This window comes from Arthrobacter sp. NPDC080082, assembly GCF_040686595.1.
Lineage (GTDB): Bacteria > Actinomycetota > Actinomycetes > Actinomycetales > Micrococcaceae > Arthrobacter.
Genome location: NZ_JBFBKQ010000006.1, coordinates 247,586 through 261,278 on the forward strand (window position 1 = coordinate 247,586; position 13,693 = coordinate 261,278).

16 protein-coding genes are annotated in these 13,693 nt (G+C 70.7%); 12 read left to right on the forward strand and 4 right to left on the reverse strand.

The window, feature by feature from the left end; all coding sequences use genetic code 11:
• The first annotated feature begins 41 nt into the window (after positions 1-41).
• From AB0O44_RS14220 to AB0O44_RS14245, 6 genes are all read left to right on the forward strand, one after another.
• Positions 42-1,106, forward strand: coding sequence for an iron-siderophore ABC transporter substrate-binding protein (locus AB0O44_RS14220; RefSeq protein ID WP_364138474.1), 1,065 nt, complete (start codon positions 42-44; stop codon positions 1,104-1,106).
• Between the two features lie 8 nt (positions 1,107-1,114).
• Complete coding sequence (locus tag AB0O44_RS14225) at positions 1,115-2,125, forward strand: iron chelate uptake ABC transporter family permease subunit (RefSeq protein WP_364138413.1); 1,011 nt, start codon at positions 1,115-1,117, stop codon at positions 2,123-2,125.
• Positions 2,126-2,163: 38 nt separating this feature from the next.
• Positions 2,164-3,156 (forward strand): iron chelate uptake ABC transporter family permease subunit, encoded by a 993-nt coding sequence (locus AB0O44_RS14230; RefSeq protein WP_364138477.1) that lies wholly within the window; start codon positions 2,164-2,166, stop codon positions 3,154-3,156.
• A 1-nt stretch (position 3,157) separates the two neighbouring features.
• Positions 3,158-3,988, forward strand: a complete 831-nt coding sequence (locus AB0O44_RS14235; protein WP_364138415.1) for an ABC transporter ATP-binding protein — start codon at positions 3,158-3,160, stop codon at positions 3,986-3,988.
• A gap of 53 nt (positions 3,989-4,041) precedes the next feature.
• Complete coding sequence (locus AB0O44_RS14240) at positions 4,042-5,037, forward strand: siderophore-interacting protein (RefSeq protein WP_364138480.1); 996 nt, start codon at positions 4,042-4,044, stop codon at positions 5,035-5,037.
• 115 nt (positions 5,038-5,152) lie between these two features.
• Positions 5,153-5,974, forward strand: a complete 822-nt coding sequence (locus AB0O44_RS14245; RefSeq protein ID WP_364138417.1) for an SGNH/GDSL hydrolase family protein — start codon at positions 5,153-5,155, stop codon at positions 5,972-5,974.
• A gap of 9 nt (positions 5,975-5,983) precedes the next feature.
• Here AB0O44_RS14245 and AB0O44_RS14250 read toward each other — a convergent pair whose 3' ends face one another.
• Positions 5,984-6,271, reverse strand: a complete 288-nt coding sequence (locus AB0O44_RS14250; RefSeq protein ID WP_364138419.1) for a YciI family protein — start codon at positions 6,269-6,271, stop codon at positions 5,984-5,986.
• A 90-nt stretch (positions 6,272-6,361) separates the two neighbouring features.
• Between AB0O44_RS14250 and AB0O44_RS14255 the strand changes: the two genes are divergently transcribed.
• The 3 genes from AB0O44_RS14255 (at position 6,362) to AB0O44_RS14265 (ending at position 9,125) form a co-directional block, all read left to right on the forward strand.
• On the forward strand, positions 6,362-6,859 hold the full coding sequence (locus tag AB0O44_RS14255) for a MarR family transcriptional regulator (protein WP_290257278.1): 498 nt from the start codon (positions 6,362-6,364) through the stop codon (positions 6,857-6,859).
• Positions 6,860-6,909: 50 nt separating this feature from the next.
• Entirely contained in the window at positions 6,910-7,671 is a 762-nt protein-coding gene (locus AB0O44_RS14260) for an SGNH/GDSL hydrolase family protein (RefSeq protein ID WP_364138421.1), read from the forward strand.
• Positions 7,672-7,736: 65 nt separating this feature from the next.
• Positions 7,737-9,125 (forward strand): GH1 family beta-glucosidase, encoded by a 1,389-nt coding sequence (locus AB0O44_RS14265; RefSeq protein WP_364138424.1) that lies wholly within the window; start codon positions 7,737-7,739, stop codon positions 9,123-9,125.
• 28 nt (positions 9,126-9,153) lie between these two features.
• Here AB0O44_RS14265 and AB0O44_RS14270 read toward each other — a convergent pair whose 3' ends face one another.
• The 3 genes from AB0O44_RS14270 to AB0O44_RS14280 are packed head-to-tail and all read right to left on the reverse strand — an operon-like array spanning position 9,154 to position 11,961.
• Complete coding sequence (locus tag AB0O44_RS14270; protein ID WP_364138427.1) at positions 9,154-9,912, reverse strand: FAD:protein FMN transferase; 759 nt, start codon at positions 9,910-9,912, stop codon at positions 9,154-9,156.
• A 40-nt stretch (positions 9,913-9,952) separates the two neighbouring features.
• Complete coding sequence (locus AB0O44_RS14275) at positions 9,953-10,522, reverse strand: FMN-binding protein (protein WP_364138430.1); 570 nt, start codon at positions 10,520-10,522, stop codon at positions 9,953-9,955.
• Positions 10,519-11,961, reverse strand: coding sequence for a ferredoxin reductase family protein (locus tag AB0O44_RS14280; protein WP_364138433.1), 1,443 nt, complete (start codon positions 11,959-11,961; stop codon positions 10,519-10,521). Before AB0O44_RS14280 ends, AB0O44_RS14275 begins: the two co-directional genes overlap by 4 nt.
• A 462-nt stretch (positions 11,962-12,423) precedes the next feature.
• On the opposite strand from AB0O44_RS14280, the gene rpmB reads away from it, so the two are divergent.
• From rpmB to rpsN, 3 genes are read left to right on the forward strand one after another with little or no spacing between them, the layout of a single operon-like run.
• Positions 12,424-12,660, forward strand: a complete 237-nt coding sequence (gene rpmB / locus AB0O44_RS14285; protein WP_056737118.1) for a 50S ribosomal protein L28 — start codon at positions 12,424-12,426, stop codon at positions 12,658-12,660.
• The gene (rpmG, locus tag AB0O44_RS14290) at positions 12,660-12,827 is read left to right on the forward strand and encodes a 50S ribosomal protein L33 (RefSeq protein ID WP_290257284.1); all 168 of its coding nucleotides are present in this window, start codon (positions 12,660-12,662) and stop codon (positions 12,825-12,827) included. Before rpmB ends, rpmG begins: the two co-directional genes overlap by 1 nt.
• 4 nt (positions 12,828-12,831) lie before the next feature.
• On the forward strand, positions 12,832-13,137 hold the full coding sequence (rpsN, locus tag AB0O44_RS14295) for a 30S ribosomal protein S14 (protein ID WP_043485315.1): 306 nt from the start codon (positions 12,832-12,834) through the stop codon (positions 13,135-13,137).
• Positions 13,138-13,693: the final 556 nt, after the last annotated feature.

Consider the following 13,693-nt stretch of genomic DNA (forward strand, 5'->3'; position numbering starts at 1 on the left):
CCCCGCTCGCTACGCCTCCCTCCCGCTCCGCCGGCCCCCTCCTGAGCCCGCGCTCCTTCTCCCGGCGCGGACTCGCCGCCGCCGCCCTCGCCGTCGTCGCCGGCCTAGGCCTGGCCGGCTGCTCCACCGGCCCCGCCGGCGCGCAGGAGGCTGGGACCGCCCCGGCCGCCACCGCCGGGTACCCCGTGACCATCAAGCACGCCTTCGGTGAGACGACGCTGGAGCACCAGCCGCGGCGCGTGGTCACCGTGTCCTGGGTCAACGACGACGTCGCCCTCGCCCTGGGCGTCGTGCCGGTGGGCCTGCCGAAGAATGACTGGGGCGGCAACAGCCGGGCGTCGACGCCGTGGAAGGACGCCGCGCTGGACCGGCTGGGCGCCGGAGCCGGCTCCGCCAAGGCCCCCACGCAGTACTCGGAGGCTGACGGCATCAACTTCGCCGAAATCGCCAAGCTCAACCCGGACGTGATCCTCGGCGCCTACTCCGGCCTCAGCGAGGAGGACTACCGCAAGCTCAGCGACATCGCCCCCGTGGTGGCGCAGCCCGGCGTCGCCTACGGAACCGCCTGGCAGGACTCCACCGCCATGATCGGCAAGGCTTTGGGCAAGGAGGCCGAGGCCGCCAGCCTGGTCGCGAAGACCGAGGCCACGGTCAGGGACAAGGCCGCCGCCTACCCCCAGCTGGCCGGCAAGACCTTCATCTACGGCAACCTGGAGCCGGCCAAGAGCGACGGCGTGAACATCTACACCGCCAACGACAACCGTCCCCGGTTCCTCTCCAGCCTGGGAATGACCCTGGCCCCCGTGGTGGCCTCGAACACCAAGGATTCCAAGGAGTTCTTCATCCCCTGGTCCGCCGAAAAAGCCAACGAGCTCGCCTCGGACCTCTTCGTCACCTGGATCCCCGACGCCAAGACCGCGGACTCGATCAAGCAGCACCCCCTGCTCGGCCAGATCCCCGCGATCAGGAAAGGTGCCCTGGTCGCGGACCCGGACAACACCCTGACGCTCTCCATCTCCGCGGCCTCCCCGCTGAGCCTGCCGTGGGCGCTGGACCGCTTCCTTCCCCAACTCGCGGCCGCGGCGGACGCCGCCGCGGCAAAGTAGGGCGCCCCATGCCTTCGGCCCGGGGGCGGAGCGTCCGCGCCGGCTGGCTGCTCGCCGCCGTCGCCGCGTTGGTCCTGGTGTCCGCGGCCTCGCTGGCGGTGGGGGCCCGGCAACTCAGCCCCGGCACCGTCGTCGCGGCCCTGACCGGGTTCGACCCGGGCAACGGGGATCACGCCGTGGTGCAGGCCCGGGTGCCTCGCACGGTCCTGGGACTCCTGGCGGGCGGCGCGCTGGGCCTGGCCGGGGCCGCCATGCAGGGGGTGGCCCGCAACCCGCTGGCGGACCCGGGCATCCTGGGCGTCAACGCGGGGGCGGCGCTGGCCGTGGTCGCCGGCATCCACCTCGCGGGAGTGACCTCGCTGACCGGGTACCTCTGGCTCGCGTTCGCCGGGGCCGCGGCGGCCGCCGTCGTGGTCTACCTGATCGCCGCGGCGGGCCGGGGCGGCGCCACCCCGGTGAAACTCGCCCTCGCCGGCGCCGCCCTGAGCGCCGCCCTGTTCTCGCTGATGAACGTGGTCCTGATCTCCAGCCAGGACACCCTGGACCGGTTCCGGTTCTGGCAGGTGGGGGGACTCGCCGGACGGGACTGGTCCGTGGTGCTGGCCGGGCTGCCGTTCCTGGCCGCAGGCGCCGTGATTGTGGTGGGTGCCGGGCGCGCCCTGAATGGCCTGGCCCTGGGGGACGACGTGGCCCGAGGACTTGGCCAGCGCGTTGGTCTCACCCGCGGGGTCACCGCGTTCGGGGTGGTGCTGCTCTGTGGGACGGCGACGGCGCTGGCCGGCCCGATCGGCTTCGTGGGCCTGGTGGTGCCGCACGCGGTCCGGCTCCTCTCCGGCCCGGATTACCGGTGGATCCTGCCGCTGTCCCTTGTGCTGGGTCCGTGCCTGCTGCTGCTCGCGGACCTGGCCGGCCGTGTGGTCCTGCTTCCGGGTGAGGTGCCCGCCGGGATCATGACCGCCCTGGTGGGCGCCCCCGTCTTCGTCTGGCTGGTCCGCCGGAGCAAGGGAGCCGCGCTGTGAGCGCCCGGCTGCTGCCCCTGCGGCCGTCCCGCCCGGCGGTGCTGCTGGCATTCGCCGCCGGCGGGGTGTTCACGGCGTCGGTCCTGCTGGGCAGCTACACCGTCACCGTTCCGGACCTGTGGAGGGTTTTGGCCGCGCACTTCAGCGGTGCCCCCAGGATCCCGACGGTGAGCTTCATGGTGATGGAGCTGAAGCTGCCGCGGGCGGTCACGGGCGCCATGGTCGGCGCCGCCTTAGGCCTCTCGGGGGCGCTGTTCCAGACATTGCTGCGGAACCCGCTGGCCAGCCCGGACGTCATCGGCATCAGCTACGGTGCCAGCGCCGCGGCGGTCACGGCCATCGTGGTCTTCGGGGCCTCCGGCGCCGCAGTATCCGGGGCCGCGCTCGCGGGCGCCCTCGCCGTCGCACTCCTGATCTACGCGATCTCCCGACGCGGTACCGGCGGGAGCGGGGCGGCCGGCGGGCGGCTGATCCTGGCCGGCGTCGGAATCGCCGCGGCGCTGCAGGCGGTGGTCAGTTTCCTCATGACCCGCTCCGACATCCGGACCGCCGCGGATGCCCTGGTCTGGCTCAGCGGCTCGCTGAACTCCGCGGGATGGGAACGGGCGGGGGTTCTGGCCGCGGCCCTGCTGGTGCTGATCCCGGCGGCCGCGGCCTTGGCGCGGCCCCTGCGGATGGTCGAACTCGGCGACGACGCCGCCGCGGGGCTCGGCGTGCGGGTCGGCGCCACCCGGCTGGGCGTCGTGGCGGTGAGCGTCGCCCTCGCGGCCTGCGCGACGGCGGCGGCCGGCCCGGTGGCGTTCGTCGCCTTCCTTGCCGGCCCGATTTCCCGACGCCTGAGCCGACGGACGAGCCTGCCGGCCGCGGCCCTGACGGGGATGCTGATCGTCCTCTCCGCCGACTTCCTCGCCGCGAACCTCGCCCCGCTGCTCCTGGCCGGAACCGTCCTCCCCGTGGGGGTCGTGACCGGGGCGCTGGGCGCGCCCTTCCTGCTGTGGCTGCTGGCCACCGCCAACCGAAAGGACACCTGAGATGGCAGAACTCGCCGCACAGGATCTCACCCTCGACTACGGGACCACGCCGGTGGTGGCCGGCCTCAACTGCACGATTCCGCCCCGGAAGGTGACCATGATTGTGGGCGCCAACGCCTGCGGCAAGTCCACCCTGCTCCGCGGCCTGTCCCGGCTGCTCAAGCCCGCGGGCGGCGCGGTCACTCTCGACGGCCAGGACATCCGGTCCCGTCCGGCCCGGGACCTCGCCCGGCAGATGGGACTGCTCCCGCAGCATCCCTCCGCGCCGGCCGGACTCCTCGTCCGGGACCTCGTCGGCCGTGGCCGCTATCCCCACCGCGGCGCCTTCGGCGGGTGGAGCCGGGCGGATGGGGAGGCCGTCGACCGTGCGCTGGCGGCCACGGACACCGCGCACCTTGCCGGCCGCGACGTCGACGAGCTCTCCGGCGGCCAGCGCCAGCGGGTCTGGATTGCCATGGCCTTGGCACAGGAGACCGGGCTGCTGCTGCTGGACGAACCCACCACCTACCTGGACCTCGCGCATCAGGTGGAGGTGCTGGACCTGCTGACCGAACTGAACCGTCGCCGCGGCACCACGGTGGTGGTCGTGCTGCACGACCTGAACCTGGCCGCACGGTACGCGGACCACCTCATCGCCCTGAAGGCGGGGCGGATCGTGGCCGAGGGCGTGCCCGCGGCGGTGGTCACGGAGGAGCTGATCCGGGAGGTGTTCGGCCTGGAGTGCCGCGTAATGCCGGATCCGGTATCCGGGACGCCCCTGGTGCTGCCGATCGGGCGCCACCACACCGTGCTTGCCCCGGCCGGCGGCAACGGGATGGTGACGGTCCCGTGACCGCGCAGCGCACGGCACCCCGGCCGGTCCCCGAAACCCTCGCCGGGCAGCCGATGTCCCGCGCTTTCGACGTCACCGTGTCCGCCGTGCGGGACCTCAGCCCCGGCTTCCGGAGGATCACCCTCGGCGGCTACGCGCTGCGCGACTTCGGCGTGCACGGCCCCACCCTGGACCTCCGGGTGAAGCTGGTGCTCCCGTCGCGGGCGGCGGACGGAAGCGCGCTGCCCCTCCCGGCCTTCCGGGTCGAGGAACCCGGCTGGTACCGCCAATGGCTGGCCATGGACGCGGACGTCCGGGGGACCATGCGGACCTACACCGTCCGGCGGGCCCGGCTGGACGCCGTCTACCCCGAGATCGACGTCGATATCGTGCTGCACGCCCACGGGGGCGCCGGAATGGGCGGCAGCGGAGCGGACGCCGAAGGGCCGGGTGCCACGTGGGCCCGGCAGGCCCGGCCCGGGGACCGCGTCACCCTGATCGGCCCGAACAGCCGCGCCGCGCACTGTGTGCTGGAGGAGACCTATGCCGGCATCGAGTGGCGGCCCGGCGCCGCCCGGCGGATCCTGCTGGCCGGGGACGAGACGGCGGTCCCGGCAATCTGCGCGATCCTCGAGAGCCTGCCCCCGCACCTGAGCGGCGACGCCGTCCTGGAGGTCCCTGACGTCGGCGACATCCGGCACATCACCACGGAGGCCGACGTCGCCGTCACCTGGCTCCCGCGCCGCACCGCGGCCGCGGGGAAACCTTCCGACGGAGGCCGGCCGCACGGCGAACTGCTCCGGGATGCCGTCCCGGACATCGTCTCCCGCCCGGATGGCCGCGGCGCCCTGACGGGGGCGGCCGCCCCGGAGACGGAAGCGGTGACGGACGACGCGGACCTCTTGTGGGAGACCCCGGAAAGTGTCCCGGCCAGCCCGTTCTACGCCTGGATCGCGGGCGAGGCGGGCACCGTCCGGGAGCTGCGGCGTTATCTGGTCCGCGAGGCGGGGATCGACCGGGCGAACGTCGCCTTCATGGGCTACTGGCGGCAGGGCCGGGCCGAGCTCTAGGCAAAGGCGCGGGCGGCGGTATGGAACCGGGGGGGCACCATCCCGGTGCCAAGCCGCCGCCCGCAGTTCACCCTCCCGGCACCGGCTCTTTGGCCGGCGGCGCTACCGTGGCGGCATGGCCGCGAACCTCTTGCATCCGGGCCCGGACGGGCGGCGGGTTTACGTCGCCCTCGGCGATTCCTTCACTGAGGGCGTGGGGGACCGCAGCAAGCACCTGCCCAACGGTGTCCGGGGCTGGGCGGACCGGGTGGCCGAGAGGCTGGCGAAGGCGGACCCGGGCTGGGAATACGCCAACCTCGCCATCCGCAGCAAGCGCCTCCGGCAGATCATCGCCGAGCAGCTGGAACCTGCGCTGGCGATGAAACCCTCCCTGGTGACCCTTTACGCCGGCGGCAACGACCTGCTGGACCTCGGCACCGACATCGAGGACCTGATGGACGACTACGAGATCCTGGTCGCCCGGCTCACCGCCTCGGGGGCCACCGTGGTGCTCTTCACCGGCTTCGATGTCAAGGTCTCCGTGCTGCTCGAACCCTTCAAGCGCCGCAACACACTCTATAACCGCCGGGTCCGGGAACTGGCCGACTGGTACGGAGCCGTGCTGGTGGACTACTGGGCCTTCGAGGCGTTTCAGGACCCCAGGATGTGGGACAGCGACCGACTCCACATGTCCAAGGCCGGCCACAAGTACCTCGCCGCGCAAGTCCTGGACCATCTGGGGGTAGCGCACAGCATCAGCCCCAAGGAATGGGAACCGGCCGCCCCGCTGGGATTCCGCGACTGGGAACGGCGGCAGCGGCGCTGGGTGCACGACTGGGTGCTGCCGCTGTTCGGCCGGAAACTGCGCGGCGTCACCCTGGGGGACCAGCTCACCCCGCGCTGGCCTCAGCCGGTGCGGGTGCCCGAGAAGGGCGGGCTGAAGAAGCTGCTGACCTGAGGCTCCGGCCTAGGCGTCCAGCAGGTTCTCGAAGCCGGGGGCCACCCGGCTGGCGTGGAACTCCTCGACGTCGTAGTCCGCCACGCCGTTGACGTAGAACGGATCCGCGAGCAGCGCCGCGTCCAGGTCCGCGCGCTCGGCATTGGAGAGCAGCAGCCCTCCGGTCCGGGGAATCTTGCGCCCTGCCACCATGAAGACGCCCCGGTCGAAGGCGTCCTGCAGCCACTGGACGTGCGCGGGCAGGTGGAAATCGACGATCTCTTCGGGCACCTTGTAGGTGAGCGACACGACGTACATAGCGTCAGCGTACCGCCTGTCCGCGCGGCCCGGCAGGCATCGAATAAAGAGGGTTGAACCGTCAAGCTTCGCAGCTCCTAGAATGGAGCCATGACCGATCCGCGCTGGCTCAACGCCGAGGAACGCCGTGCCTGGCTGGCACAGCTGAGCATCAACACCCTGCTGCCGGCCGCGCTGGACACCCAGCTGCACTCGGCCGGGAAGCTCTCCCTCTTCGACTACAACGTCCTGGCCATGCTGTCCGAGGCGGAGGGCCGTTACCTGCCGATGAGCGAACTCGCCGCCCGCACCAGCGCCTCACTGTCCCGGCTCTCGCACGTGGTCACCAAGCTGCAGAACCGGGGATGGGTGGAACGCCAGCCCCACCCCGGCGACGCCCGCGTCACCACGGCGCACCTGACCGACGCCGGGCTGGAAACCCTGGTGGGGCTCGCCCCCGCCCACGTGGAGGCGGTGCGCGAGCTCTTCCTCGACGCCCTGGACCCCGACGACGTCGCCGCCCTCGCCCGGATCGGCGAGAAGGTGGTGGCCCGGCTGGACCCCTGCCACTGGATCCTGCGTGAGAACGGACCCGTCGAGGCCGGGTAGGCCTTCGCGCCTCCTTGGTTGCTTCCGGCAACGGGTGACAGACTGTCTGCATGGATTTCAGCACCCGGTATGTGGCCCTCGGAGACTCCTTCACCGAAGGCGTCGGCGACGACGATCCGTCCCGCCCCAACGGGGTGCGCGGTTGGGCCGACCGGGTCGCCGAGCAGCTCGGCGCCGCGGACCCCGGATTCGGCTACGCCAACCTGGCCATCCGCGGCCGGAAACTGCGGCAGATCCTGGCCGAACAGGTGGACGCCGCCGTCGCGCTCAACCCCACGCTGGTGACCATCTACGCCGGCGCCAACGACATCCTCCGGCCCACCATCGACATCGACGGGCTGCTCGAGGAGTACAACGAGGCCGTCGCCAAGCTGACCGCCACCGGCGCCACCGTGGTGATGTTCACCGGCTTCGACGCCCGCGGGTCCAAGGTCTTCAGCACCATGCGCGGCCGCACCGCCATCTACAACGAACTGGTCCGCGGCATCGCCGGCGACCACGGGGCACTCCTGGTGGACTACTGGCGCTTCAGCGAATACTACGACTGGGGCATGTGGGCCACGGACCGGATGCACATGTCCCCGGCCGGGCACGCCACCATGGCCCGGCGGGTCCTCGACGTCCTGGCCCACGAGCACTCCATCGACGTGCCGCCCATGGCCCCGGTCCCGGAACTCAGCCGCTCCGAGGCGCTCGCCGCCAATGCCCGCTGGGTCCGGGAATTCGCCGGCCCCTGGGTGATGCGGCGGGTCACCGGGAAGTCCTCCGGCGACGGCCTCACGCCGCGGTATCCTCAGCTGACCCACCTCTAGGCCCTGCGGGGCAGCGGCCGCCGCCCTGACACAAGGATGAGCACCGTTCAAAGGAGCAGCACCGGATGAACAGCACCCCAGTGACCTTCCCGCCCGGCTTCCTCTGGGGCGCCGCCACCGCCGCGTACCAGATCGAGGGCGCGGCCCGGGAGGGCGGGCGCGGCGAATCGATCTGGGACGTCTTCAGCCGGGTGCCCGGCGCCGTGGCTGACGGGCACAACGGCGACGTCGCCTGCGACCACTACCACCGCACGGCGCAGGACATCGCGCTGATGCAGGACCTGAACCTGGCCGCCTACCGGTTCTCGGTCTCCTGGGCCCGCTGCATGCCCGACGGCGTCACCCCCAACCCGGAGGGAATCGCCTTCTACTCGGACCTGGTCGACCGGCTGCTGGCGGCCGGGATCACGCCCTGGATCACGCTCTACCACTGGGACCTGCCCCAGGCGCTGGAGGACAAGGGCGGCTGGGCAGCCCGGGAGACCGCCGAACGGTTCGCGGAGTTCGCGGCCCTCATGCACGGGGCGCTGGGGGACCGGGTCCGGTTCTGGACCACCCTGAACGAACCCTGGGTTTCGGCCTTCCTGGGCTACGCCGCCGGCCTCCACGCTCCCGGCCGCATGGACCCGGCGGCCGCCCTCGCCGCCGTCCACCACCTGCTGCTGGGCCACGGTTTGGCGGTGCGGGAGATCCGGAGCCGGAACGCCGCCGCCACCGTGGGCATCACCCTGAACCTGACCGTCGCGGACCCGGCGGACGCGGACCGTGAACTGGATCGCGACGCCGCCCGGCGCGCCGACGGCCAATCCAACCGGCTGTTCCTGGACCCGCTCTTCCGGGGCGAATACCCCGCGGACGTTCTGGCCGACGTCGCGCACCTGGGCATGGCCGACGTCGTCCGGTCCGGAGACCTCGAACTGATCAGTGCCCCGCTGGACGTCCTGGGCGTCAACTACTACCACGGGAGTGCCTTCACGGCGGAGCCCGGTCGGGACCCTGACCCGTCCTCCCCGATGGTGGCCGCCGACGGCGTGCACACCGTGCCCCGCGGACTCCCCCTCACCGGCATGGGCTGGGAAGTCCAGCCCGATGGGCTGCGCCGGTTGCTGGTGCGGCTGCAACGCGAATACACGGGGCCGGCAGGGATCCCGATCTACATCACCGAGAACGGCGCCGCCTACGACGACGAACCGGACGCGGCGGGCTTCGTCAACGACGAGGACCGGCGGAGCTTCTTCGAACAGCACCTCCGCGCGCTGCACGCGGCGATTGCCGAGGGGGTGGACGTGCGCGGCTACTTCGCCTGGTCCCTGCTGGATAACTTCGAGTGGGCCTTCGGCTTCCACCAGCGCTTCGGCCTGGTCCGGGTGGAGTACGACACGCAGCGCCGGATCCCCAAGGCCAGCGGGCTTTGGTACGCCCGGGTCGCGGCGTCGAATGCCCTGCCGGGCTGACGGCCGGGAGCGCTGACGGCCAGGAGCGCTAGGCGCGGAAACCGGGTGTGGCGAGCAGGCCGCCGTCGCGCCTGACCGCGAGGATCTGGACGTCCCAGCCGTCGGTGGCGCGGTTCAGCATCGGGAGCCCACCCGCCACGATCGCGGTGGCCAGTACGTCGGCGGTCACGATGTCCGCCGCGGCGACCGAGACCTGGAGGAATTCGCTCGGCCCGGTGGCCCGCGTCCAGATGTGGTCGCCGCGTTCGGCCGACCCGGAGGTGGCCAGCGCCCGCGCCGTGTGGCCGCCGCCCAGCGGGTAGGCGGCCAGCAGGGTGCCGCGGTCCTGCGGGTCCACGATGCCGGCCTGCCAGGTGGCCGCGGTCCCGACGATCGGCGAGCCGGAGACCAGCACGTCGCCGCCGGCGTTGAGGCACCAGTCCCTCAGCCCCAGCGACGCCAGGGCGGCCCCGGCCTCCTGGACCGCGTAGCCCTTGACCAGCCCAGACAGGTCCTGGGCCCCGTCGGGACGTTCCGGGGTAAAGGCGCCCTCGGTCAGCAGCCGCCAGTTCGCGGCCTCGGCGTAGCGGTCCCGGAAGCCAGCCGAGGTTTCCTTAGGCGTCACCTCCCGGCGGACCACCCGGCTGGCCTCCGAATCCGGCCGGTAGAGGCTGAACTGCCCGTCAAGCTCCCGGAAGATGCATTCGACGGCGTCCGCGGCCGAGCCGAGGGCCTCCTCCGTCGCGGCCCGGGGGCCGCCGTCGTCGTTCCCCGCCATCGGGACGGTGAGGCCGATGACGGTACCCATGCACTGGAATGTCCGGGCCTTCAATGCCGGGCTTTCCGGCTTAGAGGTGGGCAGCATCGAGGGCCGCCTGCAGCGAGGTCAGGTACGCGGAGCTGGTGACGGTGGCCCCGCTGATGGTCTGGACGTTGGCGGACTGGACCTGGAGCACCTCGGAGCGCAGCAGGGGAGCGGCGCGGTTGCTGATCTGCACCGAGCGGCGGTCCTCGTCCGTGAGCTGCAGCGCCTTGACGTCCGTGATCTTGCCGCCGCTGACGCTGATCTGCACCTGGACCGAGCCGAACCGGGTCTGCACCGAGTCCCCGGTGAAGGTGCCGCCGGCACTGGAGGAACCGGAGGAGCTGCCGGAGGATCCTGACGACCCGCTGCCGCTGCCGCTGGTGCCGGTGCCGGAGGACGTGTCCCCGGAGGCTGCGGACCCGGAGGTCGAGCCGCCGGCGGAACTGCCCAGCCCGGACTTGGCGGACCCTGTGCCGGTGGTCCCGGTCCCGGCGGTTCCCGCCGTCGTGCCGACCGCGCTGGCCGATTCGGCCACGTGGGCGCCGGACTGCCAGCCGGCCAAAAGGATCCCGGCGGAAGCCAGGGTCGCGGAAACTACTGCGCGTATTCTCACCAGTCAAACCTTTCGTAGTGGAGTTGTTCTTCCCGCACGCCGGCCTGGCGTGCGTCGTCGAGGACGTTCCGGGCCCAGGCATCCGGGCCGCAGACGTAGATGTCGGAGCCGGCCAGGTCGGGAGCGTAGCTGGCCAGCCGATAGCCGGCGCGGGACTCGCTCTCGGGCAGCCAGGTGCTCACGCCCCGGGGCCGTCGGCCGGTCAGGTGGAACAGGGTGGCCCCGCGCCGCTGGCAGAGGTCCAGGATCTCGTCGCCGAGGTACAGGCCGGACTGATTGTGACCGCGAAGGATCACCGTGGCTTCCCCCGGCGCGAAGGGCGTGTTCTCGAGCAGCGCCCGGATGGGGGTAATGCCGATCCCGGCGCCGATGAGGACCACCTTTCGCCGGCTGCGGGAGGCCGAGCTGAACAGCCCGTACGGTCCCTCCACCGCTACCCGGGTGCCCGGCCGCAGCCGGGCCAGGGCGGCGGAACCGCGGCCCAGGTTCCGGACCGTGATCCTGAGCCGGCCGCCGCCGTCGGCCCCGAACGTCACGGGCTCGGCGGAGAGGCTGAAGGGGTGAGGGTGCCACCACTGGCCGGGGGCAAGGAACCGCCAGATAAAGAAACGGCCGCCGCTGCCGGCCAGCTCGTCAAGGTGCCGGCCAGTCATTTCGATGCTGACCACGCCGTGGCCGGCGGAGACGACGCGGCTGACCGTCAGCTGGTGCCGGACGGTGGCAACGATCGGCTCCAGGACCCGGTAGTGCGCCAACGCGGCGCCGGTCCCGATGCAGACGGCCAGCCAGTACCAGCGCTGCCAGGTGCCCTCGGCGAAGAGCCCGCCGACGCTGAACTGGTGCGGAATGGCGGTCAGGACCGCGGCGTAGGTCAGCAGGTGTACCGCGTACCAGAACTCGTAGGGGAAGCGGCGGCGCACGGCCACCAGGGAGGTCACGACGACGGCGATGAACAGCAGGATGGAGATGTACGCCAGCCACATGTCCGGCACCTGTACCCAGAGGGACACTGCCTCGCTGACGGGGTCCAGGCCGTCCGCCATCCCGTAGCCGACCGCCAGCAGGACGCCGTGGGCCAGGAGCAGGTACAGGGCGGGTTTCCCCAGCTTGCGGTGGAATTCGAGGGCCCGGTCGTGGCCGACGGCCCCGTCGATGATGGGCAGCCGCGCCGCGAGCAGCAGCATCAGCAGCACCAGGTCCATGCCGGCGAGTCCGGCCACGATGCCCAGGGCCGTGAAGGTTCCGCCCGGGGTGGAGAAGCCGGATGCGCCGCCGTCGGCAAGCCACAGGGCGATGGCAGCTGCGATGGAGGACCAGGCGGTGACCGTGAGCAGGTCGCCCCTGAACATCCGCCGGCGGTGCTGCGCCGCAAACGGGTCGCCGCCGGCCCCGGCCCGCCGGGCGAGGGGCTGCTGAGCAGTCTGGGTCGATGTGTTCATGAATCCAGAATCTGCCCGTTCCCTTTCGTTTTGCTGTGAAAGAACTGCGCCCCGCTTAAGTCTTCCCCGCATGTCCGGGGGACCGCCTTATACACCCTCGGACCCCCGGATTGGTCTTTAATTCCGCGAGATCGTAGACTTGGTAGGCGCTAGGTGGCGCGGAGCGTGGGCAATTGCTCCGGTTGACGGAAAAGTCTGCAGTGCAGGCGGCTCCGGAGGCCGGTAGTTAGGGGCTCAAGTTGCGCGCGTTCCTGTATTCGCCCGGCATCCCGGTACCGCAGTGATGGCTTACGAGTTCTCCCTGACGGTTGTCCCGGACTCCTTCTTCAGTTCCCTCGCAGCACGGTTTCGGCCGTTGTCGTGAGGGGCCCGTTCGAGGGGAGCTGGCGGCGGACGCTGCCTATCGCACGGTAACGCGGAACTCCGCCTGCCGTTTCATTTATTTTCATGAGGAGAGTCGTCATGGCAGCACACTGCCAGGTGACCGGAGCCGAGCCGGGCTTTGGACACAGCATTTCGCACTCGCACCGCCGCAACAAGCGCCGGTTCGACCCGAACATCCAGAAGAAGCGCTACTGGGTTCCGTCCCTGCGCCGTAATGTCACCCTGCAGGTCTCTGCACGTGGCATCAAGACCATCGACGTACGCGGCATCGACGTTGTCGTCGCCGACATCCTGGCACGAGGAGTGAAGCTCTAGTGGCAAAGGACAAGGACGTACGTCCGATCATCAAGCTTAAGTCGACCGCGGGCACGGGTTACACCTACGTGACGCGCAAGAACCGTCGTAACGACCCGGACCGCATGGTCCTGCGGAAGTACGATCCCAAGATCCGCAAGCACGTCGAATTCCGAGAGGAGCGCTAAGCACATGGCTAAGAAGTCAATGATCGCTAAGAACGAACAGCGTAAAGTCATCGTCGAGCGCTACGCTGCAAAGCGCCTCGAACTGAAGAAGGCCCTGGTCGACCCCAACTCGACCGACGAAGCCCGCGAAGCTGCACGCCTCGGCCTGCAGAAGCTGCCGCGCAACGCTTCCCCGGTCCGCCTCCGCAACCGCGACATCATCGATGGCCGCCCGCGTGGCACCTTCCAGAAGTTCGGCATCTCCCGTGTTCGCTTCCGCGACATGGCTCACCGCGGTGAGCTCCCGGGCATCACGAAGTCTTCCTGGTAATTCAGCACTCCTGAAGCCAGTGGCTTGAGAGGGGCCGGCAACCGTCATGGTTGCCGGCCCCTTGCGCGTTAAGCCGCCGGCTGCCGTGGGGCTGCTGGCGCCGGGTCCGCGGGGTGGTGACCGAGCGCACACGGAGCGGTTTTGGGTACGACGGCGGTTGATTGGGCCCCGAAGAAGCGCTGAGTCCCGGGTTTCCGCGGTTTTCGGGGCGGGGGAGGGCCTTGGGGGTGCGATTTGTGTGGTCCGGTGTTCGTATGTAAAGTTATTCGAGTCGCCGCCGCTGAAGCGGAAAGATAGCGACCGACCCCCTTGTTGAACGGCCTGAAAAATGGTGCGGAATTGTGCGCCGGTTTTTCGGGTGGGGACCCTTCCATTGCGTGGGATTCGGCGGTTACGCCGGTTTGCATTGCGGTTGGTGATCGGGTAAGTTTGAAAAGTTGCTCCGGAGCGAGTCGCGGCCCTTGATGGGGTTGTGGTGGTGCCGGGTGTGTCTGTTGTTTGAGAACTCAATAGTGTGCCAAGTTTGTTGATACCGATTGTTTTATTGATTGGTTGA

What these genes read in the sequence shown, in the direction of transcription:
- AB0O44_RS14225 (WP_364138413.1), top strand. Translation starts at nt 1,115, where the DNA reads ATGCCTTCGGCCCGGGGGCGGAGCGTCCGCGCCGGCTGGCTGCTCGCC.
- AB0O44_RS14235 (WP_364138415.1), top strand. Translation starts at nt 3,158, where the DNA reads ATGGCAGAACTCGCCGCACAGGATCTCACCCTCGACTACGGGACCACG.
- AB0O44_RS14240 (WP_364138480.1), top strand. Translation starts at nt 4,042, where the DNA reads ATGTCCCGCGCTTTCGACGTCACCGTGTCCGCCGTGCGGGACCTCAGC.
- AB0O44_RS14245 (WP_364138417.1), top strand. Translation starts at nt 5,153, where the DNA reads ATGGCCGCGAACCTCTTGCATCCGGGCCCGGACGGGCGGCGGGTTTAC.
- AB0O44_RS14250 (WP_364138419.1), bottom strand. Translation starts at nt 6,271, where the DNA reads ATGTACGTCGTGTCGCTCACCTACAAGGTGCCCGAAGAGATCGTCGAT.
- AB0O44_RS14255 (WP_290257278.1), top strand. Translation starts at nt 6,362, where the DNA reads ATGACCGATCCGCGCTGGCTCAACGCCGAGGAACGCCGTGCCTGGCTG.
- AB0O44_RS14260 (WP_364138421.1), top strand. Translation starts at nt 6,910, where the DNA reads ATGGATTTCAGCACCCGGTATGTGGCCCTCGGAGACTCCTTCACCGAA.
- AB0O44_RS14265 (WP_364138424.1), top strand. Translation starts at nt 7,737, where the DNA reads ATGAACAGCACCCCAGTGACCTTCCCGCCCGGCTTCCTCTGGGGCGCC.
- AB0O44_RS14270 (WP_364138427.1), bottom strand. Translation starts at nt 9,912, where the DNA reads ATGGGTACCGTCATCGGCCTCACCGTCCCGATGGCGGGGAACGACGAC.
- AB0O44_RS14280 (WP_364138433.1), bottom strand. Translation starts at nt 11,961, where the DNA reads ATGAACACATCGACCCAGACTGCTCAGCAGCCCCTCGCCCGGCGGGCC.
- rpmB (WP_056737118.1), top strand. Translation starts at nt 12,424, where the DNA reads ATGGCAGCACACTGCCAGGTGACCGGAGCCGAGCCGGGCTTTGGACAC.
- rpsN (WP_043485315.1), top strand. Translation starts at nt 12,832, where the DNA reads ATGGCTAAGAAGTCAATGATCGCTAAGAACGAACAGCGTAAAGTCATC.